25 protein-coding genes and 1 riboswitch are annotated in these 25,618 nt (G+C 38.6%); of the genes, 23 read left to right on the top strand and 2 right to left on the bottom strand.

What is annotated here, in order from left to right:
• Positions 1-282: 282 nt before the first annotated feature.
• The 13 genes from FA727_RS08410 to FA727_RS08350 all read left to right on the top strand — a co-directional run bounded on the left by FA727_RS08410 (position 283) and on the right by FA727_RS08350 (position 12,183).
• A complete protein-coding gene (locus FA727_RS08410) occupies positions 283-483 on the top strand; it encodes a cold-shock protein (protein ID WP_136830457.1) in 201 nt (66 codons plus the stop codon).
• 129 nt (positions 484-612) lie between these two features.
• A complete protein-coding gene (locus FA727_RS08405) occupies positions 613-1,461 on the top strand; it encodes a metallophosphoesterase (protein WP_136830456.1) in 849 nt (282 codons plus the stop codon).
• A gap of 198 nt (positions 1,462-1,659) precedes the next feature.
• Positions 1,660-2,034: a hypothetical protein gene (locus FA727_RS08400; protein WP_136830455.1), complete on the top strand. Its 375-nt coding sequence runs from the start codon at positions 1,660-1,662 to the stop codon at positions 2,032-2,034.
• A 63-nt stretch (positions 2,035-2,097) separates the two neighbouring features.
• Positions 2,098-2,409, top strand: a complete 312-nt coding sequence (locus FA727_RS08395) for a hypothetical protein (RefSeq protein ID WP_158318822.1) — start codon at positions 2,098-2,100, stop codon at positions 2,407-2,409.
• 235 nt (positions 2,410-2,644) lie between these two features.
• On the top strand, positions 2,645-2,866 hold the full coding sequence (locus FA727_RS08390; protein ID WP_136830453.1) for a hypothetical protein: 222 nt from the start codon (positions 2,645-2,647) through the stop codon (positions 2,864-2,866).
• A 161-nt stretch (positions 2,867-3,027) separates the two neighbouring features.
• On the top strand, positions 3,028-4,080 hold the full coding sequence (locus FA727_RS08385; RefSeq protein ID WP_136830452.1) for a zinc-dependent alcohol dehydrogenase family protein: 1,053 nt from the start codon (positions 3,028-3,030) through the stop codon (positions 4,078-4,080).
• Between the two features lie 196 nt (positions 4,081-4,276).
• Positions 4,277-4,615 (top strand): SCP2 sterol-binding domain-containing protein, encoded by a 339-nt coding sequence (locus FA727_RS08380; RefSeq protein ID WP_136830451.1) that lies wholly within the window; start codon positions 4,277-4,279, stop codon positions 4,613-4,615.
• A gap of 74 nt (positions 4,616-4,689) precedes the next feature.
• Complete coding sequence (locus FA727_RS08375) at positions 4,690-5,829, top strand: acyl-CoA dehydrogenase family protein (RefSeq protein ID WP_136830450.1); 1,140 nt, start codon at positions 4,690-4,692, stop codon at positions 5,827-5,829.
• Positions 5,826-7,028, top strand: a complete 1,203-nt coding sequence (locus FA727_RS08370; RefSeq protein WP_136830449.1) for an acyl-CoA dehydrogenase family protein — start codon at positions 5,826-5,828, stop codon at positions 7,026-7,028. The genes FA727_RS08375 and FA727_RS08370 overlap by 4 nt, the downstream gene beginning before the upstream one ends.
• A gap of 34 nt (positions 7,029-7,062) precedes the next feature.
• Entirely contained in the window at positions 7,063-7,851 is a 789-nt protein-coding gene (locus FA727_RS08365; protein ID WP_136830448.1) for an enoyl-CoA hydratase/isomerase family protein, read from the top strand.
• A 131-nt stretch (positions 7,852-7,982) separates the two neighbouring features.
• Positions 7,983-8,825 carry an SDR family NAD(P)-dependent oxidoreductase gene (locus FA727_RS08360; protein WP_136830447.1) on the top strand — a complete coding sequence of 281 codons (843 nt, stop codon included), beginning with the start codon at positions 7,983-7,985 and terminating at the stop codon, positions 8,823-8,825.
• 318 nt (positions 8,826-9,143) lie between these two features.
• Complete coding sequence (locus FA727_RS08355; RefSeq protein ID WP_136830446.1) at positions 9,144-10,286, top strand: thiolase family protein; 1,143 nt, start codon at positions 9,144-9,146, stop codon at positions 10,284-10,286.
• A gap of 58 nt (positions 10,287-10,344) precedes the next feature.
• The gene (locus tag FA727_RS08350; protein ID WP_136830445.1) at positions 10,345-12,183 is read left to right on the top strand and encodes an AMP-dependent synthetase/ligase; all 1,839 of its coding nucleotides are present in this window, start codon (positions 10,345-10,347) and stop codon (positions 12,181-12,183) included.
• A gap of 46 nt (positions 12,184-12,229) precedes the next feature.
• Here the strand turns inward: FA727_RS08350 and FA727_RS08345 are convergent, their stop codons facing one another.
• Complete coding sequence (locus tag FA727_RS08345; protein WP_158318821.1) at positions 12,230-13,708, bottom strand: response regulator transcription factor; 1,479 nt, start codon at positions 13,706-13,708, stop codon at positions 12,230-12,232.
• A 487-nt stretch (positions 13,709-14,195) separates the two neighbouring features.
• Here FA727_RS08345 and FA727_RS08340 point away from each other — a divergent pair, with 487 nt between their 5' ends.
• The 3 genes from FA727_RS08340 to FA727_RS08330 are packed head-to-tail and all read left to right on the top strand — an operon-like array spanning position 14,196 to position 16,921.
• A complete protein-coding gene (locus tag FA727_RS08340) occupies positions 14,196-14,780 on the top strand; it encodes a DUF6230 family protein (protein ID WP_136830443.1) in 585 nt (194 codons plus the stop codon).
• A 27-nt stretch (positions 14,781-14,807) separates the two neighbouring features.
• On the top strand, positions 14,808-15,275 hold the full coding sequence (locus FA727_RS08335) for a DUF6114 domain-containing protein (RefSeq protein WP_136830442.1): 468 nt from the start codon (positions 14,808-14,810) through the stop codon (positions 15,273-15,275).
• A gap of 26 nt (positions 15,276-15,301) precedes the next feature.
• Positions 15,302-16,921, top strand: a complete 1,620-nt coding sequence (locus tag FA727_RS08330; protein ID WP_136830441.1) for a hypothetical protein — start codon at positions 15,302-15,304, stop codon at positions 16,919-16,921.
• Positions 16,922-16,984: 63 nt separating this feature from the next.
• Here the strand turns inward: FA727_RS08330 and FA727_RS08325 are convergent, their stop codons facing one another.
• Positions 16,985-18,280 (bottom strand): NCS2 family permease, encoded by a 1,296-nt coding sequence (locus tag FA727_RS08325; protein WP_136830440.1) that lies wholly within the window; start codon positions 18,278-18,280, stop codon positions 16,985-16,987.
• Positions 18,281-18,364: 84 nt separating this feature from the next.
• A riboswitch (purine riboswitch) is annotated at positions 18,365-18,465 on the bottom strand.
• Positions 18,466-18,642: 177 nt separating this feature from the next.
• Here FA727_RS08325 and FA727_RS08320 point away from each other — a divergent pair.
• The 7 genes from FA727_RS08320 to hutH all read left to right on the top strand — a co-directional run bounded on the left by FA727_RS08320 (position 18,643) and on the right by hutH (position 25,613).
• On the top strand, positions 18,643-19,749 hold the full coding sequence (locus FA727_RS08320) for a glycoside hydrolase domain-containing protein (RefSeq protein ID WP_136830439.1): 1,107 nt from the start codon (positions 18,643-18,645) through the stop codon (positions 19,747-19,749).
• A gap of 128 nt (positions 19,750-19,877) precedes the next feature.
• On the top strand, positions 19,878-20,435 hold the full coding sequence (locus tag FA727_RS08315) for a YkoP family protein (RefSeq protein ID WP_136830438.1): 558 nt from the start codon (positions 19,878-19,880) through the stop codon (positions 20,433-20,435).
• Between the two features lie 18 nt (positions 20,436-20,453).
• Complete coding sequence (locus tag FA727_RS08310) at positions 20,454-21,575, top strand: MGDG synthase family glycosyltransferase (protein WP_136830437.1); 1,122 nt, start codon at positions 20,454-20,456, stop codon at positions 21,573-21,575.
• A gap of 17 nt (positions 21,576-21,592) precedes the next feature.
• Positions 21,593-22,933: an amino acid permease gene (locus FA727_RS08305; RefSeq protein WP_170209249.1), complete on the top strand. Its 1,341-nt coding sequence runs from the start codon at positions 21,593-21,595 to the stop codon at positions 22,931-22,933.
• Between the two features lie 55 nt (positions 22,934-22,988).
• Positions 22,989-23,327, top strand: coding sequence for a hypothetical protein (locus FA727_RS08300; protein WP_136830436.1), 339 nt, complete (start codon positions 22,989-22,991; stop codon positions 23,325-23,327).
• 162 nt (positions 23,328-23,489) lie between these two features.
• Positions 23,490-23,933, top strand: coding sequence for a histidine utilization transcription antiterminator HutP (hutP, locus tag FA727_RS08295; RefSeq protein ID WP_136830435.1), 444 nt, complete (start codon positions 23,490-23,492; stop codon positions 23,931-23,933).
• 159 nt (positions 23,934-24,092) lie between these two features.
• Complete coding sequence (gene hutH / locus FA727_RS08290) at positions 24,093-25,613, top strand: histidine ammonia-lyase (RefSeq protein ID WP_136830434.1); 1,521 nt, start codon at positions 24,093-24,095, stop codon at positions 25,611-25,613.
• Positions 25,614-25,618 lie beyond the last annotated feature (5 nt).

The raw sequence follows: 25,618 nt of genomic DNA, 5'->3' as shown, positions 1-25,618 counted from the left end.
CCATTTTATTCAGAGGGGGTGGCCTGTACCACTATTCAACTAAAAAGTTTTCTTAGAAAATTTCAGTTTTAAATCCCAATTCTTGTGAAGTGCTATACATTTTGACAAAAATGTGGTATTCTAATAATAGATATTGCATATTATTTGTAATTCACGTATTATAAAAAGTTACATGTGTTTTTGGAGCTTTTTATAATAGTGATTTTTTTATTTTTAGATACTTTTCCCGTTGCTTATCGTCGTCAAAAGGGTCTATATATATCACAATTGGGAGTGGATAGAATGGGTTTTGGTAGAAGAAATCAAGAAGAAATCGTTACAGAAGAAACAAAGATTTGGGTTTGTAAATCAGAAGATTGCAATGCTTGGGTTCGAGATAATTTTAAAAGCAGTGAAACCCCAACATGTCCTATCTGCAAAAGTGAAATGGAGCAGACAACGAGGGTTCTTGAAGTCATTAATAATCCTGGAAAACACTTCTAAACACATAAAGAAAACGTACAAACACTATTTGAAAAGAATAGTGTTTTTCTTTTCTGGTCGTATTCCATGAATTACCGGCAGTATTCATTTCTATTTCCTGTATAATTTTTGGGAGAAGGAGTGATGTAATTGAAACTATTATTCATAAGTGCATTGCTTATTATCATTGTTTATTTTTTCAAGAAAGCATACCGCAATACTAAAGATATTGCGATTAATAAAATTGAAATCAATCAAACTGAAATGCATCAGCCAACACTGAAAATATTGCATTTATCCGATTTGCATTTAGAAAACATTTCAATAACACCTGATGAGCTTTATGAGAAATTGAAGGATGAACCAATTGACATGATTGCTCTTACTGGTGATTTTTTAGATAGAAAACGAACGATTCCAAAATTAATTCCTTATTTAGAAATTTTGAACCAACTAAATCCAGCTTATGGAATATATGCTGTGCTTGGGAATCATGATTATGTGTTAAAAGGTAAAAATCTAAGCAAGTTAACACAAACGCTCGAACAATATAATTGTAGAGTTATGAGAAACGAAAATATAGGAATTTTTATTCATGGAACACAAGTTAATATAATTGGGATTGATGATTTTAGCACAAAACGAAGCAATCTTGAAATGTCCTATAAAGGTCTAAAAGAAGGCTATAATCTGGTGTTAACACATGACCCAAATTTAGTCCTGCATATGAAGAAGTATCATTTTGACTATTTATTAGCAGGTCATTTTCACGGTGGCCAAATTTGCTATCCGAAAGCTTATCATCTCGTTAAAATGGGGAAGCTTGTCCGTATGAACATGATTAAAGGATTACAGAGACATGATGATAAACCATTCTATATTAGTGAAGGCCTAGGACAAACGGGTGTAAATATTCGAGTTGGAAGCCGACCGGAAATTACCATTCATGGAATTGGACTCGCTAAGGCAACAAGTAAAGAGATACGTTCGGTTATTTAAAAGCTGCTACTTGCAGCTTTTTTTTTGCCCTTTTTCTCTCCTTTTTAATGTTCACGAAAAATGATCTTGCTATGAATGGAAAATAATAAAAAAGCTAATTTACATAAAAAACATGGTTGCAAATCAATCTAAACGAGAGAGAATGATTTCTCTCGAGAAAGATTTACTGTTTGACCCTTTGTTTGAGGAGGAAGTTAAATGAATGGCAATCAATTGGCCAAATTTTTTTCAAAAAGCATGGACGGAAAAAGAATGCTTCGTGCTATGACGAAAAAAAGTGGTAGAGGAAAATCAAACTGGATGCTAGTCGCGGTTAGTGGAGCTGTAGCTGCATTAGCATATATGTTCCGCCGAAACTCCAACGGGGATTTGATGAATAAGGCGAAATCTGCTCTATTTAAGCCCCAAAACGGAAGGCCGAGTGGCATGAACTTTCCAGTAAATCAGCAATTTGCTGCTGAAATCGCAGAGGAATTCTCTCAGGCGATTAAAGATACACCAAAAGAAGAAACAAATAGTACGAGTACCCCAAGTAGTTCAAAGGCTCATACAGAGAATAAAGAACAACACTAAAATTGCAGGAGGTACCACATGAATAAAAAGCTTCTTCTAACTGCGGTTTCAGCTACTTTGTCATTGGGAATACTCGGCGCTTGTGGTGTCGATAATAACAGAATGAATAACGATGATGATAACGATGTGAATTACAGTCCGGTTCGCTATGATCGCCAGGATAACGGGATCTTCGATAATCGAGACAATGACGGATTTGAACCGGTGCGATTTGATAACAATGATAATAATTATCGTAGAAATGATAATGTGGATCGCGATTTCAATACTGATTTAATTGATAATAACCGAGGCTCTAACGGCATTGATCCTGGGACGAATGGGCGAACAAATGAACCGACTGGTACGCGTGGTACGATGAGGAGCGGAAGCTAAGTTATAAAACAGGACACTAACAACTTCGTTAGTGTCCTGCTTTATGATTCGAAAGCCCTATTTGCGTTTTCTGAAAACCTTTTAATTGTATTATTCGAATATACGATATATAATTCTGAATAAAGATACATATGATATCACATTAAACAAAATTAATCTTTAGTTTTATATATATTTCACAGTATCGTAATAAATATTTTACAAAAATATGAACGAAGTGGGAGGAGGATTGTTCATGATTCGAATGACTGTTGCAGGAATTGGGGGATTTTTGCTCGTATTTTTAGAATCATACATTGTGATGCTTCTTAAGGGCTACTACACAATCGAATTTGGAGGAATGGCGCCGTTCGTTAGCGTTTGGGCAATGAATTTCTTTTTCTTGTTCGCTATTTTTACTCATATTCAACTATGGTATAAAGAACGTGTTGCTACTCGAGAAGAAACTTTAAATTAAATCTATACTTCTAAGTGCTAAATCACAATTGATTTAGCACTTTCTCTATTTTTGGGTGTAATTGCTGAGAAAATCCTTTTTGTATCTTTTTGTAAGCATTTTCATATAGCAACATGAATATGTTTTACTAGTTTGATATTGGATAAAAAGGGGGAAGAAAGATGAGAGCTGCACAAATAATAGAAAACAGAAAACCACTTCGGATCGGCAATGTTCCCGATCCAACGCCAGGACCTCACGACGTAATTATTAAAATTGAGGCCAGCGGTGTTTGCCGAAGTGACTGGCATGCATGGATGGGGGATTGGGCGTGGTTAGGACTGGCACCTGAGCTTCCGATCATACCAGGTCATGAAATGGGAGGAGTAGTAGAGGTAGTTGGAAATGAGGTTAAGAACTTTCGTCCAGGAGATCGAGTGACTACTCCTTTTCATGAAGGATGTTCTCATTGTTTAAATTGTTTAAGTGGCCATTCAAATCGCTGTGATAACCTGCAAATATTTGGATTTGGTTATGATGGAGCCTATGCAGAATATGTGAAGGTGCCGAATGGAGATTTCAATCTAGTAAAATTGCCAGATGAAGTAGATTTCGTCACTGCTGCGGCGATTGGCTGCAGATACATGACTGGTTACCATGGTGTTGCCCGGGCAAATGTTAAACCTGGAAATTGGTTAGTCGTTCATGGTGCTGGTGGAGTAGGGCTTTCTTCGATTCAAGTAGGGAATGCGGTTGGTGCCCAAGTGATTGCAGTTGATGTGGATGACGCAAAGCTTGAGATGGCGATAAAAGAAGGGGCAGTTGCAACAATTAATGGGAGCAATGAAAATGTCATCGAAGCTGTTAAGGAAATAACAAAGGGTGGAGCGCATGCATCTATTGAAGCTCTAGGCATTCAGGAAACGATTTTAAATTCCGTTTTATCCTTACGAAAAGGTGGGCGTCATGTGCAGATTGGCTTAACGACCCACAATGAATCAGGGGTTGCGGGAATCCCAATTGACGCTGTAACTGCTCAGGAGTTAGAAATTGTAGGTAGTCTCGGAAACCCAAAAACGGAGTATGATGGGTTATTATCCTTAATCGCACAGGGCAAGCTCAATCCGCGTTCTCTTGTTTCAAGAGAAATTGCATTGGATGATGTGAATGATGTGTTAAATGACATGACGAACTTTAAAACCTATGGATTCAACGTAATCACTAGTTTTAAATAACTTAACTTTAGAAGCTGACTCAAAAGGATCGACTCGTCTTTTGATCAGCTTTTTGTTTGTTTTACATACAAAGCTAGGGACTAACATAAAAACCTTTTTAAAAATCCCTACATTTTTAGGAATTTATTATTGAATTATCAGAATTTAAGATTGAGATATATAGCAAAAATTATGTAATTGGAGGAGGAAATGAAGGATGACAGAATTAAGAGAAATTTTTCGTGAAATTGATGAAGCTTTGAGTGCGGACCCTAGCCGTCTAAATGGTCTTGAGGCAGTTTACCAATTTGATCTACATGGTGAGGAATCAGGTTCCTACCAGATTGTTTTAAGAGGTGAAAATAGCTATGTAGCTGAAGGTGGAGATGAAAAACCTGATTGCATTTTAAAAATGGCAAGCGAGGATTTTGAGAAGATGGTTGAAGGAAGCTTAAATGGGACACAGGCATTTATGAGTGGAAAATTAAAGCTTCAAGGGAACATGGGTCTTGCATTAAAGCTTCAGGGTGTGTTGGCAGCCTATAGAACAGCTTAATTTTGAATTGAAATGAAGAAAATAGGAACTTCCGCATTTAGTGGAAGTTTCTGTTTTAAAGAGGGGGAAAACTTGTGACATCCTTTTTACCAACTGATGAAGAAAAAGAGTTTATTCATGTGGCAAAAGATATTGCAATCGATAAGATTCGACCGGTTGCTAGAGAAGTAGAAAAGAACCAGGTAGTCGATGCTTTTCTTGTGGGTGAACTAGATGAACTTGGATTTCTAGCCTTAGAAACACCAGAGAACTGGGAAGGAATAGAACTCCCTTTGATCACTCAGGTACAAATTTTACAGGCTTTAAGTTATGGAGACTTAGGTGTCATTCAAGGATTGCCTGGACTAGGTGATGCAGCAACTTTATTTCGGTTATGTCCTGATCATCCTCTGCTAGCCACATATAAAGACGACATTATTCATTCGAAAAAAACTGTGGCACTTTTGGATTTGACTGGAAATGCAACCGTAACCATAGAAAATAAAAATGATGGGTGGTTAATCAATGGTATCACTCAACCTGTTAGATTAGCATCCTTCGCCGATTACATAGTCGTGTTGGGGCGGGATCTTGATGGTTTGCCCTTAGTGATGTGGGTTGAAGTAGCTGAACAACAAAACTTAAAAGTAGAATTTGGGGATTATCGATTAGGTCTACTTGCATCAGGGTTAGGCAAGTACGAATTTGAGAATGTATATGTTGCTGAAGAGCTAATCCTTGCTAGTGATGAAGAGGCTCTTCAGCTAATAGAAAAAATTCGACCTAGAGTCCAGCTTTTACAAGCCGCAAAGGAAGTTGGATTAATGGAAGCTGCCCTTGACTATGCAACAGAATACACTGCAGGACGAAAGGCGTTCGGACAGGAAATTGCAAAGTTTCAAGGTGTTTCATTCCGAATTGCGGATATGGCAATGGAGACTCGTATTGCCAATCATCTCGTTTGGCAAGCTGCACTTGAAGTAGATGAGGATAAAGCATCAGCAGGAGGCTCCGTGATAAGGGCACTCTATCGTGCCCATCGTTCAGTCAGGTATGTAACTGATTCAGCGGTGCAACTCTTAGGAGGGCATGGTTATGTTCAGGAATACCCCGTTGAAAAATGGATGCGAGATGCCCAAGCACAAGTGAGTTTATATGGTCGTGAAAAAGAGTTATTGATTCAAAGAGGAGAGCAACTTATTGGCGGCGGGACGATAGGGGTGAATGTCAGGTGATAACGTACGAACTAACTGAACAACAGAAACAAATAAAGGAATTAACACATTGGTTTGCTGAGAATGAAATTAGACCGATATCGCTTGAGGCAGACCGATTAGGAAAAGTACCTGATGAGTGGCTAGATAAAGTAAACAAGATGGGGATTCAACTAAATACTTCTTCCTTTGGTGGAGATAATGCTAACAAAAAATTAGCAAAAAAAGAACGACAAGGCAATCGTTTAGGGGTCATTGCCACTGAGGAAATTGCATGGGGAGATCCGGCAATTGCATTGTCATTACCTGGTGCGGGTCTAGGAGGACCGCCTATCCAGAGTAGTGGAACAGCTGAACAAAAACAAAGGTTCTTGTCTATTTTTACAAAGGATGAGCCACGTTGGGGAGCTTATGCTCTGACCGAACCAGAAGCAGGCTCCGACGCTTCGGCTGTCCAAACGACAGCACAAAAGGTAGATGGAGGGTATGTCTTAAATGGTCAAAAAATCTTTATTACCAATGGGGGGCGTGCCTCATGGGTTGTTGTATTTGCAACCTTAGATAAATCACTCGGGCGAGCTGGACAGCGAGCGTTTGTTGTTGAAAAAGGAATGAAAGGCTTTAGTTGTACAAAGCTTGTAAAAAAAATGGGATTAAGAGCCAATGAAACAGCGGAGCTTCTATTTGAGGACTGTTTTATACCCGATGAAAATTTGCTCGGTGGTGAAGAGTTGTATCAAACAGCTGCTTCAAAGCCATCTGGGTTTCAAGTCGCGATGAAAACTTTTGATAGTACGCGCCCAATTGTAGCGGCAATGGCCATCGGAATTGCGCGTGCTGCCTATGAATATTCGATTGATTTAGTCCGCAAAGAATATCCGAAAATTGGACGGTTATATACGATTGCTGCTGAACTTTTGGCAGAAGCTGAACAGAATATAGCAGCTGCTAGATATCTTACGTGGGAGGCAGCGTGGAAAGCCGATATTGGAGTAGCCAATGCGAAGGAAGCGGCGATGTCTAAAGCGTTTGCAGGGCAAATGGCATTAGAGGTTTGTGTGAAGTGCCTTGAGATTCTAGGGCCAATTGGTTTGGATGGTCATTTGGTAGAAAAATTATATCGTGACGTAAAAGTGTTCGATATTTTTGAAGGGACCAACCAAATCCAACATTTAGTAATTGCTAGGCGGCAATATGCTCCATACGGAGTTAGAGTGTAGTCCATTATTTCACCTGATGAAAGGAGGAGACTTAGTGAATTATCAAACGCTAATGGTAGAAAAACGTGTTAAGGGAGTGGCTTGGGTTACGATAAATAACCCTCCAGCAAATGCGATTGGCGATGATTTAATGTATGAGCTCGAGCATGTTGCAAAGGTATTGAAGGATGATCCATCTGTTCGTGTCATTGTTATCACAAGTGCTCATCCCAAGAGCTTTCTAGCCGGTGCTGATTTAATGGGGATTATTCAATCTGTGGACCCGCAAGCGATGGATGATGATCCAATTGCTAAATTGAGTACTAGAATGCAAACGTGCTTTCAAACATTTGCTACTTTGCCAAAACCAGTAATAGCAGCCATTAACGGTCATGCTCTAGGAGGTGGCTGTGAATTTGCTCTTGCCTGTGATTTTCGAATTATGTCAAAGGGACGCATTGGACTTAGTGAGCTCTCGCTGGGGATCATCCCTGGGGCAGGAGGTACTCAAAGAATGACGAGATTGCTAGGTAGAGCAAAGGCAATCGAATTAATTTTTACAGCTAAGCAACTAGAACCGAAGAAAGCAGAAGCGATTGGTTTGATTAACAGGGCTGTTGCTCCAGAACAATTGGAATCAGTTACAACGGAATTTGCTGAACAGCTGGCAGAGGGGGCCATTCATGCAATGGGTCTAGCGAAAAGAGCGATTAACGCGGCAGAGTACCCGATGGATGAAGGGTTAGCAATTGAAGCGAAAGCATTTTCTGAAACGTTTCTAACAGAAGAACCAAGCATAGGAATAGCAGCTTTTTATCAAAAAGAAAAAGCGAAATTTATATAAGTAGACTCTGTATAGAGGGATATTAAAATTTTGTCGCCAATTTTAACGTAGAAGTAGTTATTTTGTGCTATTTACTGAGTTTGCTTGTTTATTTTCTTCGAAAAAAACATTTATTTAATAGAGGTGAAAAAATGTCTTCTTGGAACGAATTGTTAAAAGGCAAGGTGGCGATTGTCACCGGAGCTTCTCGTGGGTTAGGCAGAGCGGACGCAATAGCACTTGCCGAAGCTGGTGCTGATGTGGTGATTACGGATATTTTAATAGAATCAGATTCTCATAATGAGGAGGAAGCTCTTAAATATGGACCGATTGCTCAAATTATGCAAAGCACAAATGTTATGTATGCAGACAAAACAGCAAAAGAAATTCAAGACATGGGGAGAAATTCCTTCGCCTGTAAAATGGATGTGACTGATAAAGAACAGGTGGAAGCCGTATTTGCCAGAGTTAAGCAGGAATTCGGACGCATCGATATTTTGGTAAATAATGCAGGTACTCTCGACCATGTTTCAAAAATTGAAAATCAAAATGATGATTTTTGGGAGAGAGATTTAAAAGTAAATTTGACCGGTGCTTATAATTGCACGAAAGCTGTATGGCCCTATATGAAGGAGCAGGGCAGTGGAAGTATTATCAATATGTCTTCTGTTGCTGGTACACTCGGAGGCTTTGGGCAGGCTAGCTATTCGGCGACGAAGGGTGGACTCTTAAGCTTTACGAAGAGCATGGCTTTAGAAGGTGCGAAGCATGGGATTCGGGTGAATGCTATTGTGCCGGGAATCATTGGAACTGAAGCCTTTAAAATGGGGAATCCCTCTATGAATGAACGTATGATTCAACGAACGGCTATGAAGCAACCGGGCGAGCCAGAGGATATTGCAAATGCAATAACTTTCCTCGTATCAGACAAAGCGAAATACATTACAGGCATCGGCTTAAACGTATCAGGTGGGATTGAATTATTTACTTTTTAGGTGGGTGTTGAATTTATTACATGGAAAAATAGGCGGATAAATTCTGGTTAAGTCAAGAAATTCACCTATTTCTCGATAAATAAGCGTAATTTTTCCGGTTAAGCTATCCATTTTCATGATTTTAAGGCTCTTTAGGTCGTTTAAGCCAAAAATCTCCGTCTATTTCACCCGATAACCTTAAATTTTTCAAAATAAACTGAATTTCTCCGGTTAAGTTGCTACACCTTTTGAAAATCAAAAAATCAACAATGTACAATAACAGCGCCTTGAAAAAAATCAATAAGAATACTGTGTAGTAAAACAAGGGAGAGACATATTGTGAGAGAGGTTGTAATCGTTGATGCCATTCGAACGGCAGTTGGACGTAAAAATGGAGCTTTATCCCATACACACCCTTTAGATCTCCTCGTTCCAGTGTTACAGCAATTAGTTGAGCGAAATGGAATAGAGCCTGCAGCTGTGGAAGAGGTCGTCACAGGGTGCGTCACCATGACAGATGAACAGGGCGGCAATATTGGGAGAATGGCGGTACTAGCTGCAGGCTTTCCAGTTGAAGTACCTTCCTTTTCACTAAACCGTATGTGTGGATCGAGTCAACAAGCCATCCATACGGCTTCGCAAATGATCCTTTCAGGGGATGTGGATATTGCTATTGCCTGTGGCGTAGAGAATATGTCGCGGGTACCGATGGGAAGTGATTTAGGGAGTTTTAGCAATGAGTTAGTAAGTCGTTACAATATTGTCCCCCAAGGATTTTCTGCAGAAATGATTGCGAAAGAATGGGGGCTCACACGAGAGGAACTAGATGAATTCGCGTTGGAAAGTCATCGAAGAGCAGAATTTGCGGCTGATCAAGGTTTGTTCAAAAGAGAAATTATTCCCCTTAAGTTAAAAGCTGAAGGTGGAGAAGTTAGCTTAACAGGTGATGAGGGAATTCGCAGAGACACATCTATTGAAAAATTAGCTGGATTAACACCGGTTTTTATCCCAGATGGTGGGGTAGTTACAGCAGGAAACTCAAGTCAAATTAGTGATGGGGCAGCAGGACTTTTGCTGATGTCTAGGGAAAAAGCAGAAACCCTTCACGTAAAACCTAGGGCTAGAATCATTGCACGTACCGCTGTCGGTATGGACCCTGTCATGATGCTAACAGGCGTGATCCCTGCGACAAGGAAGGTTCTAGAAAAAGCGGGACTTAGTTTTGAGAAAATGGATGTGATAGAAATAAATGAAGCTTTTGCTTCAGTTGTGAAAGCGTGGGCGAAGGAATTCAATCCGAATATGAACAGGGTTAATCCTAGAGGGGGGGCTATTGCCTTAGGGCATCCTCTTGGAGCAAGCGGAGCTAGATTGGCAACAACTTTACTTCACACCCTGGAGGATACAGATGCAAAATATGGTCTTCAAGTCATGTGTATTGGGTTTGGGATGGCGACAGCGACTATTATTGAAAGACTTTAATGTCGAGATTATGAGATTACAAGAAATGGAGAAGTGATTACATGCAAGGGGGCTTCTAATGAAACCGAATAATCTGGTTGAAATGCTTTGGAACACCGTGAATAGGTTTCCAACAAAAATAGCCTTCATGTGGAAGGTTAACGGAACCTACCAAGAGATGACTTATGCGACTCTTTGGAACAATATTTATGAAGCTGCAGCAGGATTTGCGAAATTGGGTATTAAAAAAGATGACAAGGTCGCAATTCTGTCTAATAGTAACCCTATGTGGGGAATTACGGACTTTGCTATTGCTAGTCTAGGCGCAGTTACGGTTCCGATTTATCCTACGTTGCCAACCGAGCAAGTTAGATTTATTTTAAAAAATGCGGATGTCAAAATGGTTGTAGTGGAAAATGAAGAGCAGCGTCAAAAAGTCGCCTTGAATGATACCTTGGAACACTGTATTATGATGAATCCCTCAATAGAAAATATGGACATCAGTTTCACGGAATTAATGGCGATGGGTGCTGACAATCCGTTATCCAATTGGGAAGATAATTGGAGAGAGATTGAAAGAGATCAGTTATCCACGATTATTCATACTTCTGGCACGACTGGGAAACAAAAAGGAGTTATGCTTTCCCATGGGAACTTCCTTGCTAATTTGGAAGGGGTACAGTTTTGGCTAATCGAATTACTTCCAGAGGATGTAACTTTATCGTACTTACCATTATCGCATGTGTTTGAAAGAATGGCGGGACATTATATGCCTCTATCCGTAGGTTGTACTATTGCTTACGCTGAAAATATTGAAACCATTCAAGAAAATATGCTTGAAGTGAGACCAACTGTCCTTACCAGTGTTCCAAGATTGTTTGAAAAGGTATATATGAAGGTTATCGATGAAATTGAGAGTGGCTCATCTATTAAGAAAAAAATCTTTAATTGGGCAGTATCCGTTGGAATCGAGCGTTACGAGAATTATCTCAATCTTTCCATTCAGGATTTGATCCTCAGAGACTCTATGCCAAAATCATTGCAACGGAAGTGGAAAATCGCAGACCGGCTTGTCTATCAAAAAGTGAAGTCTAAGTTAGGTGGTCGATTAAGAGGAATGGTTTCTGGTGGAGCAACATTAAATCCGGAAGTGTCCAAGTTTTTCTGGGCGCTTGATCTACCCGTGCTGGAAGGATATGGGCTAACTGAAACGTCGCCAGTTATCACCACAAATCCAATGGTAAGGACGAAGACCGGTACGGTCGGAATGGTTCTTCCAAATTTAGAAGTGCGAATAGCTGAAGATGGAGAAGTCCTCGTTAAAGGTCCCAGTGTCATGAGAGGTTATTATAAAGATGAAAAATCGACAGAAGCGGCTTTCGATGGAGAATGGTTTCGTACAGGAGATATTGGTCAGGTAGATGAGGAGAAATATTTGAAAATCCTTGATCGGAAAAAACGTATTCTCGTCCTGTCGACGGGTAAAAACGTGGCTCCGCAACCGATTGAAAGTGCCATTAATGAAAGTAAATATGTTCATCAATCCGTTATTTTTGGCGACCAGCAAAAGTACATTATTTGTTTAGTTAATCCAGATTATGAGGAATTGATTCCGTGGGTAAGAAATAAGGGTTTAGAGATTCCTTCTAGTAAAGAGATTTGTCTAAATCCCATTGTTCAACATTTGTATGAAACAGAAGTGCAACGGTTAACAAGTGGGTTTGCTAAATTTGAACAGCCTAAAAAAGTGATTATCATAAGTGAACCATGGACGATTGAAGGTGGAGAGTTAACGCCTAAATTATCCATTCGAATGAAGGAAATCGAAGAGAAATATAAAGAGCAAATTATGCGAGGATTTCAAGAAACGATCGATCAAGAATCCTTATTAGAAGTGGTAGCATCCATGGAAAAATAAGTGCGAGAAAAGACATGAACTGCTTCTCTCGCTGTCTCGGGCACTATTAAATAAAGCCTTCACGAATCGCTTTTGCAACGGCCTCTGTCCGATTTTTTGCATCCATTTTCTGCATAACCGTAGATACGTAGTCACGAACGGTATACTCGCTTAAATTGAGTTTACTAGCTGCCTCATAAGTAGAAGCACCATCAGCCATAAGTTTTAGCACTTCAATTTCTCTTGGTGAAAAATGCTTCGTTCCAGCTTTTTGCTGCTCATTCGTGGTCGAGTAGAATCTCGATAACAATTCGCCAGCACTTTGACCAAATTTAAGAAGAGCGGAGAACGTTTCTTTTGGAGCTTTGAAATATTTACCCGGACCTTGATCAAGAATTGCTGCTCCTAATAGCTTGTTTGTTGAAGTCGTGAAAATAGGAGCAATAACGATGGAACCGAGTTGGAATTGTTCAACGTATGCTTTTGGAAAACCGGCAACCGCATCTTTGATAAAAATCGGCTGAATAAAATTAATATTCCTACCGAAATGTTCAAGTAACTGGATATAGTTTTGGATGATTGGAAGATTGTTAATGTCCTCTGTAATACTTTGAATAGCTTTATTATCTAGATGTTTTCCAAACAGGCCAAATCCCATTTGCTCGTTCATGGAATAGGAAAAAAGTGCACAGCGTTCAAACGGTAGAAATTTTATAAACCCAACGGAGATTTGTTCAACAGCTTCTGCCAAGGTTTTGGAACGCATAATATTTTCATTGAACATGATCACAAAATCTTTCCACATGATTTCCTGTTGTGTAATTTTTAGGGTCTCCCTTCCCTTTTGAAAAATTTGCAGTGAATAGCTTAAAAAAGGAAGTATAATAGCTGGATTTTCCGTTGTGTAAATTAATATGGTTCGGTCCTCGTGAGGAATCGGAAAAACACTCCCAATTCTCGCTTTATCCGTTGAATTTAATCGGATAAGTGCTTCAGACAATGAATAAATCGAATCCGCTTTCAATTCATCTGTTTTGAAAAATAACAATTCATCTGACGAATCAAACCATTTTTCAACAGTGAAAGTATGATCGCTTTGCTTAACGATTGCTGCCCAGTTAATCGGCAATTGCTGAGATTGAACAAGGTCCTTTAGAAATATATCGATTTCAAAAGGGATGAAAATTTTCTCGTTAATAATCGAGAAAACAAATTGGATCGCATGATGATATTCGTGATATTCAGGTGCAATTGCTTGAATCACTTGAAGGGTAGAGTTTTCTAATAAGGTGCCAATAAATTTATTGCTGTTATAACTGGGTAGCGTGATCGCATGTTTAGCATTCGCCAAATCCAAAAGAGGTTCGTGATCGTCGAAGTTCTTTTTAAAAAGAATCGTAGAATAAAATTCAACCATATCTTCAGCAATATGTACTGAACTTTTACCAGTATTCCGTAAGTGAAATATAACTTCTTCCCATTCCTTTAAAATTTCTTTTTCACTAGCTCGAATTTGTGTGATACCACGCAGGAATATGGAATTCATATGGTCATTTACCGAAAGGGACATGAGCGTTTTCCATCCTTTCAAAGTAAGTTAAGTCGAGTGAATATATTCATTTTCTACAGAGTTGTTAGAATACCTTTAAATAGAGGTTGATTAGACAAAAGTTCTAACTATCTGCGTCAATTCGACATAGTAAATGGGATGTGACTTGCCTACTTCATGGTTATTCGTTGACAAACTTTTTTATGTTTTTCCACGTAAGTACGGTAAAAAAATAATTTGTACAAAAGGGCTAAAAAAGGAAACTTTAATCGAATCTATGTAAAAAGAGCCAAATTTTCATTTCACCTAGAGGTTTGACATACGAAAGTAGGGGGAAATGATAGCTAAATTGAAAAAAATACGAAGAATTTCGGAATTGGTTAAATTCGTCTTTCTAACTAGAATGAAAAGAAAGCGCTTTAAAAAAGAAGGAGGGAATGTTTTAAGAAGTTTTATAGTTAAAATCAAAGATGAGGTGAGAAAGATGGAAAACAGTATTACTGTAAGTAAGACCATAAAAAAGAAATTCTCTATCGCATTGGCCTCTGGATTGTTAGCACTAGGTGTGCTAATTTCGGTATTTGGATTCACAGGAAGTGCATTTGCCGTTCCGCTTGGAGGAATCGGGGATTTTTATGTGGAGTTCGATGAGCTTCAAGGTACACAATTTCAGCTATTACCACATGTCGGTGAGACAGGAAACTCCAATGCAGAACCCATGGTCCGTAATAAAATGGATACAGCAAAGATCACAAACTTACACATCTATAAGGATCTAAAATTACCTACAGGGAATTGGGTGCGTTTTCATGTTCGAGCAGGGGAAACGACCATTAAAGGATTAATACATGATGCACGCTTTATTGATGCGGATTTCAATTTTTCTGAGTTGGCCATTAAAGAAACCAATACATCAGATTTTACTAAGAATTGGGGTCAATCCGCAACATCTATTACAATTACTAATGCAAAAATTGTAACAGATTACTTGTTTCAAAGTATGGTTAGCTTAGGAGGAGCAAAAATCTCAGTTGAAAAAATAAGCCAACCCGATATGACAAATCAGTGAGTACAAAGTTAGAACGGAGGTACTTTTATGGATAGGAAGGAAAGACGAAGGCAAAAGAAAGAAGAGAAATGGAAAAAGAAAACTCAAAACGTTGCACAATCAGGGAAATTTAAACAATGGAGAAATAAGCGACCATTTTGGGGGGCAACCTTAACTATTTTGGCTGCACTCATCATTTTGTATATTCCACTGCAATTATACGCAATTGCTTTCATACCAGGTAGCCTAGTGTTCATTGGATTTCTATTTAGTGGCATCCTTTTAATTATCGGAATATTCTCATTTATATATCCGCAGTTTTCTAGCATTTTTGGCGTTCTTACCATATTTCTATCGGTCCTTTCCATAATGGGAGCCTTAGGAGGATTTATTATCGGAACGATTATCGGCATCATTGCCGGTGCGTTATGCATCGCTTGGGATAAGGAAGAGGTAGCAATACCGGAAAAGTTGCCTTCTGAAAAAGATGATTCACAGTATTCGATTCAAGCATAAATGACTATTTCATGAGGAGAATTCGCATGAAAAGAAAAAGCAAAAAGAAAGTTACGATGTTATTAATTGTATACCTCATGCTGGGATGCGTCTTTTCCTCTTCCTCTTTTCGAGCCAATGCGGAAGGCTCTTCAGAAGATAGTGGTGGTTTTATTATTGAATCCGAAAAGGTCGATGGAGTACTGGATCTAGTCGGAATTGTAGCTGGTAAAATCACAATTTATGAAGGGGAAATCTATGGTTTAACCATTACTAAAAAAGTCAATCGGGGAGGAAATCAAGAACCTATCGTGATCCGGGTTAAATCTCCAGGACCGATCCCAGTTAAGCAGTTAACTGCCTCAACAAAAGGAAGTTCGATCCCAGAATTTACGGGCCTTTGTACACCTGGAAAGCCTGGTCGGATTTGTATGGAAAATGTCTCAATGACGGTAACGGCTCAACAGGCCGCAGCGATTACACTTCCGAATGCAACGGTTGAGACTTGTTATGCAAGTCAGTGCGGTACAATCGCAGAAGGTGGCTCCATGAGTGAAGAGGAATTGAAAAAGCTTATACAACAGTTTGAGGATAATGAATCAACTTTAAAGGACATTCTCGAGGGGATAGAAAAAGATACTGCACAGCTCCCTATATTAAAGGATTTATTGGATTTGGCAAAGAATACATTTGAAACGATTGATCCAGAGCAGGTAAAATCTCTCGAATCATTACTTCAGAGCATCACGACTACTCTAGAACGGGCAGATACTGAAACCATCAATACGGAAGAATTAATCAATAAGACGAATGAATTATGGCGTCAAGAGGACAGCTACTTGCAAGTTGTTTCACCGTTTTTTGAGAGAATGAAGAATGCAGGAGTCCTGACGGATGAATTAGAGAATAATCTACAAGGAATGGAAGAAACCTTAGGAAATATTGAAGCGTTTGAAGAGAAAGCCAAATCTGATAAAAAGATTCAATTGGCCAAAAATTATGCTGAATTAATTCAAGTAGCAAAGAACATGAAGGCAGCAGAACAAGCAAGTGATGAGAATACACAGATTGAATCTACAACAGTTCGAATGAAATTAGAAGAATACAAGAAAATGGTTCTTCCTCTGATAAAGGAAATTCGAAATCTCCAGTTGAACATGGATGCACTTGGTAAAGAGAAGGAAGCAATAGAATCACAGACGAATGAGGCAAAAGAAACCATCAAGAAGCAAAAGGGGATATTCAGTGAAGAGGAAATTGAAAGACTATTAGGTAAGCTCATTTCGATTCCAAGTAAGCTCATTAACAATGGAGTAGAGAAAGTCAAAGACAAACAAGACCTGATCCAAGATTCAAAAATTAAAGAAGAAGTGAAAGAAAAAGTAACAGAAGTGATAAAACAACTTCCAAAAGAAGAATTAACCGAAGTGAAAAAAGTGATAAATCAACTTCCAACAGAAACATTAACTGAAGTAAAAGAAGTGTTGAATCATTTACCAACAGACAATTTAACTAATGAAATTCCTTTACCTGTAATTGAAGAAATCATTGAATCGATGACGGAAGAGGAAAAAGAAGAGTTACTGGAGGATGATGAAAATGTCCTTGAACTCCTGCTTGAGAAATTGAATCCGAACAATTTAAAAGATCTCTTAAAACACCCATAAAAGTAGGAGAAGAAATTGCTAGGTTAGCCCTAACGATTTCTTCTCCTTTTTAACTTTAAGCTATTAAGCTACGAATATATAATACAAACAGAAGAGTACACAAAGTAAGTACATAATTGGATGAATCTCTTTGAAACGTTTTTGTGCCATTAGTGTTAATGGATATAAGATAAATCCAAGTGCGATCCCAGTTGCAACACTATAAGTAAGTGGCATCATGATAATTGTTACAAATGATGGAATAACAATCTCAAGTTTACTCCAATCAATTTTCTTGATTTCCATTGCCATTAACGCTCCGACAATCATCAGTGCAGGACCGGTTACTTCAGGTGTGATCACGGAAAGAATAGGTGAGAAAAATAAGGCAATAAAAAAGCAAGCTGAGATAATAATCGATGTGAATCCGGTTCTTCCACCTACTGCAATACCTGCAGATGATTCTACGAATGATGCAGTCGTTGAAGTTCCTAAAACAGCTCCGACAACTCCAGAAGTAGAGTCTGCTAATAAGGCCTTCCCAACGTTCGGAATTTCGTTGTTTTTGATTAAACCAGCTTGGCTCGCCACAGCGATAAGGGCGCCAGCAGTATCAAAAAATGCAACAAATAGAAACGTGAAAATAACTGTTAATACTTTCACTGTGAAAATGTCACCAAGATGAGTGAAAACTGCACCAAAAGTAGGTCTGAGGCTTGGTACGCTTCCTACAACAGAAGAAGGGATCTCGATTAGTCCGAAGATCATCCCGACAATAGTTGTGATCACCATCCCATAAAATATTCCCCCGTGGATTCCACGAACCATTAGAATTACAGTTATAACAAATCCTAAAACAGCCAGAGCAGTCATTGGAGAAGTCAGGTCGCCAATTGAAACGAAAGTGGCTTCGTTACCAACAATGATTCCTGCATTTTTCATTCCCACAAAGGCGATGAAAAATCCAATTCCAGCAGCAATCGCAAATTTTAAATCCTGAGGAATGACATTTATGATTTTCTCACGGATTTTTAATAAGCTTAAAATCATGAATATGATTCCAGCTATGAATACACCGGTTAAGGCAACCTCCCAGTCAATCCCCATTCCGATACATACAGAAAAAGTAAAGAATGAGTTTAACCCCATACTTGGAGCAATTCCGATTGGGTAATTTGCTAGAATTCCGATTAAAAGTGTTCCGACAATCGATGCAAGAGCAGTTGCTGTAAAAACAGCACCTTGGTCCATTCCTGACTGACTTAAGATAACTGGGTTAACGACTAAAATATAAGCCATTGATAGAAATGTAGTAACCCCAGCAAGGGTTTCCTTCTTATAAGAAGTTCCACGTTCTTGAAACTGAAAAAATTTATTCATGACCTTTCCTCCTAAATTATATTTAAAAAACAAAAAAACTTTGGCTGAAGCTGCCAAAGTTTGATCTACAGAAGGAATAGGAAATTTTCATTTTCTAAACCTCGTAGACAAGCTATTTATGGTAGCTGGTAGAAACGTTCAAGCCATATTCTTGAACTTATACAAGGTAGTTATTATATTAATATATTAAAAAATCTTAACAAGTTCCCTAAAAGGAGTCAATATGTAGGAAAAAAGTCTGTAGATTAAGTTAATTGAAAGCATTTTACTGCTCGTGCAGGATTGCCAATTTTTCACAAGCCCAACCGACCAGAGAACTTGTCGCATAAAATGTCAATGAAAATAGACAAGGAGGGCATGGTATGGAAAAAGGCAAATTAATACCTTTATTTGTCACAGCATTTTTCGTAGTTGTCGTTACCATATTTTCTTTCTCACTTGTAAAATCTAATCCATCTGAACCAGTAACAGGAAAAGTTTCTGCAGATGGTAGTGAGACGACAGAAAATGTGGAAAGTGGTGATGGAACAGTCACGAATAATGTGGAAAATAATATAAACGGAGAAAATGCCGAAGTAACTAATACGATAAACAATAGTGTGAAAAACGGAAAAAATAACACAGTAGACAATAATGTTTCCAATAATATTGAAGTCAACGTAAATGTTAATGTCACCAATGATATTGGAAACAATATTGAAGGCCAGAACGCAAATGCAAGTCAGGAAAATACGAAAGAAACCTCCAACAATGGACAAGAGGAAAAGCCTGCTGATCAAAATGGAGAGACAGGCGCAAAGGAGAATGATCCCTCAAATGACGATGAAGTCGTTTGGGGTGTCGATTCTGCCAGTAGCACGGATTCAGAGATGCTTTCCTGTGTAAGAGAAAATTATGGGGAGCCAAAAGTATGGGGACGTTATTTAGGTGAAAAGGAAGGTGTTTCTTCAGGAATCACAACTGATGAAGCAGAATTTCTTCACTCCAACAACATATTAGTTCTTCCGATATGGAATCATTTTACGGATGCTACCGGCTATGATAGTGGTAAAAGTGAAGCAGAACAAGCTATTAAGAAAGCAGAAGAGCTAGGATTGCCTGCTGGTGTGCCTATTTTTGCCGATATTGAGCCAAGCTATCCTGTAAATTCGGAATTTATAAAAGCTTGGTATGATGTGTTAGGTAACTCAAATTATAAGCCTGGAATTTATGGAGTTTTTGAATCCGGAAATGAACTAACAACCGCTTTTGAAGAAGCCGCTGGCAATGATAAAAATATTCTTGCCAGCACCTATATTTGGACAGCTTCTCCACATACAGGTACCACTTCTGAATCCAATGCTCCAACCTATGAACCAGAAGCTCCTGAGAATTCTCTTGTAGGAGGATGGCAATACGGTATCGAGGGCAAGGCTTGTAATATTGACACGAACCTATTTAGTGGAAAAATAACTGAAATTCTATGGTAGGGATGGATTGCAAAATCCATCTTTTTTTGTTTTATGCGTCAGTAATTTTATAAATAAATTTAGGATAGAAAACAGCCAGATATTAAAAACTATCAAAAAGGATTGTTTTAAAAGGAGAGACAGAAAGAATGAGAAATCAGATTCTTTCGATTTGGAAAATGTGCGATCCAATTTATTATTTTTGCTCACGTCTTACATATGTAACAACGAATGAAGATAATATTTTCAGAATTCGCCTGACTAAGTATAAAGGGAGAAATATTACTTTGTCTGATGGGACACAAATTCTCAAAAACGATACATTAGTGAAAATTCATCTCCATAATATTCGATTGTTAATGGAGGTAAAGGACATAAAAAGTGAGCTTAAAAAAGCAAAGATGATTTACCGCTCTGTTCAAAATTCCCTTCCAGGAGTTGAAAGCTATATTCGAAATCATCACCGTAACTCAGATATAAAAGGGATAATTGGGATTACATCACTAAGTAAAGGTACCGAAAGATTAGGATTTGAAATCATTGACATTATGAATCCTTTTTATAAATGGTTTAAAAAATTGAGTTTTCTCCCAATTGGCCTTCTTTCTAATAGGGGAATGTCTGTGAATCAAATTCTGAAGTATGAAAGGCCCATTTATTTGTTTATGTCCAAGGAAAAATTAACTCATAACTATTGGCGAAACTAAAATTCCCAGAGGTGAACTATGGAACAGTCAACCAAAACTGTACTTTTTTTGCCGTTTCTACAAATTCCTTCTGGGCATCATCAAGTGGCAAATACATTAATCGATGGGCTCAAGCAAATACATCCGCACATTAAATGTGAAAAAGTTGATATTTTAGCTTATAGCTACGGGAAAGTTGAAAACCTGATTTCGAGTGTCTATCTAAAATGGATTAAGATTTTTCCAAAAACCTATAATTTGGTCTATCGCAAAGTGGTAATTAAAGATAATCAGGAAGAAAAGCGATATCGCTTATATGAACTCCTTTTTTTGCCTTTTATAAAAAGGCTCATACGGGAAAGAAAACCTGATTTAATTGTTTGTACCCATTCTCTCCCTGCGTATATGCTTAATCATCTTAAGGAGAGAGAGGGATTGAAGATTCCAGTCGCCAATGTTTATACCGACTATTTTGTGCATCGGTTGTGGGGTACGAAAAATATAGAATTTCATTTTGCTCCTTCATCAAGCATGAAGGGTTATTTAAAGGAAAAAGGTGTTCGAGAAGAACGCATTTTTGTAACAGGAATTCCCGTACATTCAAAAATCAGAAAAGTAGATTCAACAAAATTCTCTAAAGTACGAGATACATACAATTTCCTTATTACAGGGGGGAATCTAGGAGTCGGAGCGATCGAGGAATTAATCAAGCAGTTCAAAGATTATGTTTCTCCTTTAAAGGTCAAATTTTTTATATTATGCGGTAAGAATAAAAGATTATTGGAGAGACTCATTTCACTTCAAATGGAACATCTTGTCCCATATCCATATATCGATTGTATGGAAAAAATGAATCATTTATATGATGAGATAGATGCTGTTATTACAAAGCCTGGAGGTGTAACGATAAGCGAATGTCTTTCGAAAAGTAAGCCCATCTTTATTTACCACGCCTTACCAGGACAAGAGAAGATTAATCTACAGGAACTTCAGAAATTGGGAGTGGTGTTTCTTTTAAATAAAGACAAGCCATTTGAACATCTTTTTGCTCTTCTTCAAGAAGAACAAGCTCTTTTAGACTATCAACAAAGGGTGGCAGCTTATCAGCAAGATGTCCAATCAACAGAACCAGCAGAAATCCTGGCTTCATTCTTAGGATAGAAAGGAGGAGTACCTTCGTGGAAATTCCAGCATCGGCAGGGGACCGAGGAGGAAAGAAGAAAGAGAACAAATTAGCATGGTGGCAGCTTTCTCTCATTGGGGTTGGCTGTATTATTGGGACCGGTTATTTTCTTGGTTCGGGAATTGGGATCAAAATGGCAGGACCGTCTGTCATTGTGTCATTTATCCTTGCTGCCATAGGGACCTTAATTGTTTCAGATGCATTAATGAAGATGGCCGCAAAGGATCCACAAAAAGGTTCTTTTCGTTCTTATGCCAAAAAAGCTTTTGGGAAATGGGCAGGGTTTAGTAGTGGTTGGGTGTATTGGTTCTCAGAAATGTTGATAACCGGTAGTCAGTTAACGGCTTTATCAATCCTATCTCGTTTTTGGTTTCCGAATGTTCCGCTTTGGATCTTTGCTTCGGGTTATGCAATTTTAGGCATCCTTGTAGTAGTGATCGGCACAAAAGGATTTGAAAGAGCACAGAACATTTTTGCGATTATTAAAGTCGCTGCCATTTTGATGTTCATTGTTTTAGCAATTGCTGTTTTGATTGGGTTATTTGGTGGGAGTAGTATGGATTTTACCGTACCAAAAAAAGTGAATGAATTTTTTCCAAATGGGATGATGGGGCTGTGGTCATCTCTTATTTATGGCTTTTATGCCTTTGGTGGAATCGAAATAATGGGAATTATGACACCTCGATTACGGAAAAAAGAAGATGCACGAAAATCGGGGGCGTATATGCTGTTCATTCTTACCGCCATTTACCTTGCTTCCATGGTGTTAGCAACGGGCCTCGTTTCATTGGACAAGTTTTCCTCAGAAGAAAGTCCTTTTGTCAGTGCGCTCAAAAAATACAATCTCGATTTTTTCCCGCATCTATTTAACGGAGCAATCATTATCGCTGGATTTTCTACAATGGCGGCTTCCTTATTCGCGGTAACAAGCATGGTCGTCACTTTATCGGAGGATGGGGATGCACCGAAATTCTTTTCGAAAAAAAGTTGGGGAAAGGTCCCTCCATACGCCTTAAGCTTAACCATATGCGGGATAATTACCTCGATTATTTTATCGTTTTTAATGCCGGACAGTGTATATGAATACATCACAACTGGTGCGGGATTGATGCTTTTGTATAATTGGATGTTTATCTTAGTATCTCTTCCGAAAATCATTGAAGCAACAGGTTTTGACCATCTAAAACGCTTTATTGGTATGGGTTTGATTTTACTTGCGGTTAGCGGAACTGTCATACAAGATTCAAGTCGACCTGGATTTTTCGTAAGTATCTTATTTGTGGTTCTTGTTTTACTTGTCCTACTGGTTATGCATTTTAAGAATAAGGAAAACTAACGAGAGAATAAAGAAATTATCTAGATAGATAATAATTTTATTGGAGGTGAAGGGAATGTCCATTTTTGTATATCAAACATTTGAGGTCAAACAAGATAAATTCAAAGAAGCCATCGAATGTGCAAAAAAGATAAAAAAATATCGAAATAAAGAATATAACCATCATGTTGAAATCCTTACACCCATAACAGGTCAGGATTATACATACGCTTTTTTAATCACTTATGAAGGGCTTGCAGAAATGGAACTGCAAAACAAGAAGATGTTCGATGACGAGAAATATATTAAATTGATCGGGGAATTCTTTTTAGAAAATATTGTTCAGGGGAGTATGAATACACAAATCTTTCGAGCTATGAATGACAAAGTTGAGGATCAAAAAGAAAAGGAGTAGAAGGCATGAAGGGCTGATTTCATTCAGTCCTTTTTTGTGAACGGCAATTATGATTTGACCAAGTTTAATGAACCAATTCCAATTGACGTATATGAATATTTCCTATATTCTAAAAATAGATATTAGACACTAGTGAATATGAGAAATTGTGAGTGATTATCAATGACTTTGAAGAAGGAACATCGAATTGGACGTCATGCTACATTGCTACTGTTGATGGAAGAAACTCATGAGTTAGAGGAGATCACGAAGCAACTGAACTGGAAAAGTTGTTTAGGAAAAGTGGGTTCAATGGATTCACAAAAAGTTGTTGCAGCGATTGAGGTTGCAGCCAAACAACAAGGGATTATTAAAGAGAACTTGTATCGAGAAAGCCATGCTTTATATCATGCCATTATGGAAGCACTTCATGGGATCACCCGTGGACAGATGCAGTTAGGTTCCGTGATGAGAACCGTGGGACTACGATTTGCCGTAGTTCGTGGCAATCCATACGAGGAAGAAGTAGAAGGTGAATGGTTGGCTGTTGCAATATATGGAACAATCGGTGCACCAGTTAGAGGATTAGAGCATGAGACATTAGGGCTCGGAATCAATCATATTTGAGCCAATCTAGTTAACAAATCAATTAAATAACTTTTGCCCAGAGCGATTAGATACTAGGGGGCTGTACTATTGAAATCAATTACTGATTTCTTTAGTACAGCCCCCTTTGTTATTGTTGCTTTAATTGGGTAAAGGACTACAACGAAAGCGGGTGAACATATGGTGGTATTAACAGGTCATTCACTTACATTAGATGGAATGAAAAGACTTCTCTTTGAACGAGAAAAAGTGTCAGCATCATCAGAGTCATGGAAAAAGGTAGAGGAGAGCCGTAAAGCCGTCGAACAAATTGTTCAGGAGAATAGAGTCGTGTATGGGATAACAACGGGTTTCGGGAAATTTAGTGATGTTCTGATTGACCCTGAAAATGTTGAGGAGTTACAGCTGAACTTAATTCACTCCCATGCTTGCGGGGTAGGAGAACCATTCCCAGAACTCGCATCAAGAGCCATGTTGGTTCTAAGGGCGAACGCCTTATTGAAGGGGTATTCTGGAGTTAGAAAAGTAGTGATTGAAAGATTACTAGAGTTCGTTAATAAAGAGATTCATCCGATTGTTCCACAGCAGGGGTCACTGGGAGCAAGTGGTGATTTAGCGCCTCTTTCCCACTTAGTCTTACCTCTTCTTGGAGAAGGAGAAGTATTTTACAAAGGAAAAAGAGTTGAAGCATTAGATGCCATGTCTCAAGAAGGGATTTTTCCTATCACATTAACAGCTAAGGAAGGACTCGCATTAATTAATGGGACCCAAGCGATGACGGCAATGGGGGTTATAGCCTATCTTGAGGCTGAAAAGCTTGCCTTTCAATCGGAAGCGATTGCTGCCATTACGATGGAGGGGTTAAAGGGGATCATCGATGCATTTGATGAGGATGTTCATATTGCTCGTGGCTATCCAGAACAAATTGCTGTTGCGAAAAGAATGAGGGAGTTCCTTGAAGGAAGCAAACTGATTACAAAGCAAGGAGATATCCGAGTACAGGATGCGTATTCCTTACGCTGCATACCACAGGTTCATGGAGCTACATGGCAAACATTAAATTACGTGAAGGAAAAGCTTGAAATCGAAATAAACGCTGCAACAGATAATCCTCTAATTTTTGATGGTGGAAAAAAAGTGATTTCTGGAGGGAATTTTCATGGGCAACCGATCGCTTTTGCGATGGATTTTCTAGGGATAGCAATCGCTGAGCTTGCCAATATTTCCGAAAGACGGATTGAAAGACTCGTCAATCCTCAGCTTAATGATTTGCCACCATTTTTAAGTGCAGAACCGGGGTTACAATCAGGGGCGATGATCATGCAATATTGTGCAGCATCCCTTGTTTCTGAAAATAAAACGTTAGCTCACCCTGCAAGCGTGGATTCGATCCCATCGTCTGCAAATCAAGAGGACCATGTGAGTATGGGAACGATTGGTTCAAGGCATGCCTATCAAATCATTCAAAATACTAGACGGGTTATAGCGATTGAATTTATTTGTGCGAGTCAAGCGGCGGAAATTCGCGGAAAGGAAAAAATGGCTCCAGCTACAAGAGATATTTTTGAACAGGGGAGAAAAAGGGTTCCCTTTATCGATAAAGACAGAGTTTTTTCCAAGGATATTGAGGAAGCAACAACCTGGCTGAAGACAGAGTTTTCTCCTACGAAAAAAAAAGTGATTTTTGAAGTCGAAAAGTGACGGAA

Origin of the sequence: Robertmurraya kyonggiensis, assembly GCF_005116465.1 — a bacterium.
GTDB lineage: Bacteria > Bacillota > Bacilli > Bacillales > Cytobacillaceae > Robertmurraya > Robertmurraya kyonggiensis.
The sequence above is the reverse complement of the archived record's forward strand: the minus strand, read 5'-3'. Positions and strand labels throughout refer to the sequence as shown.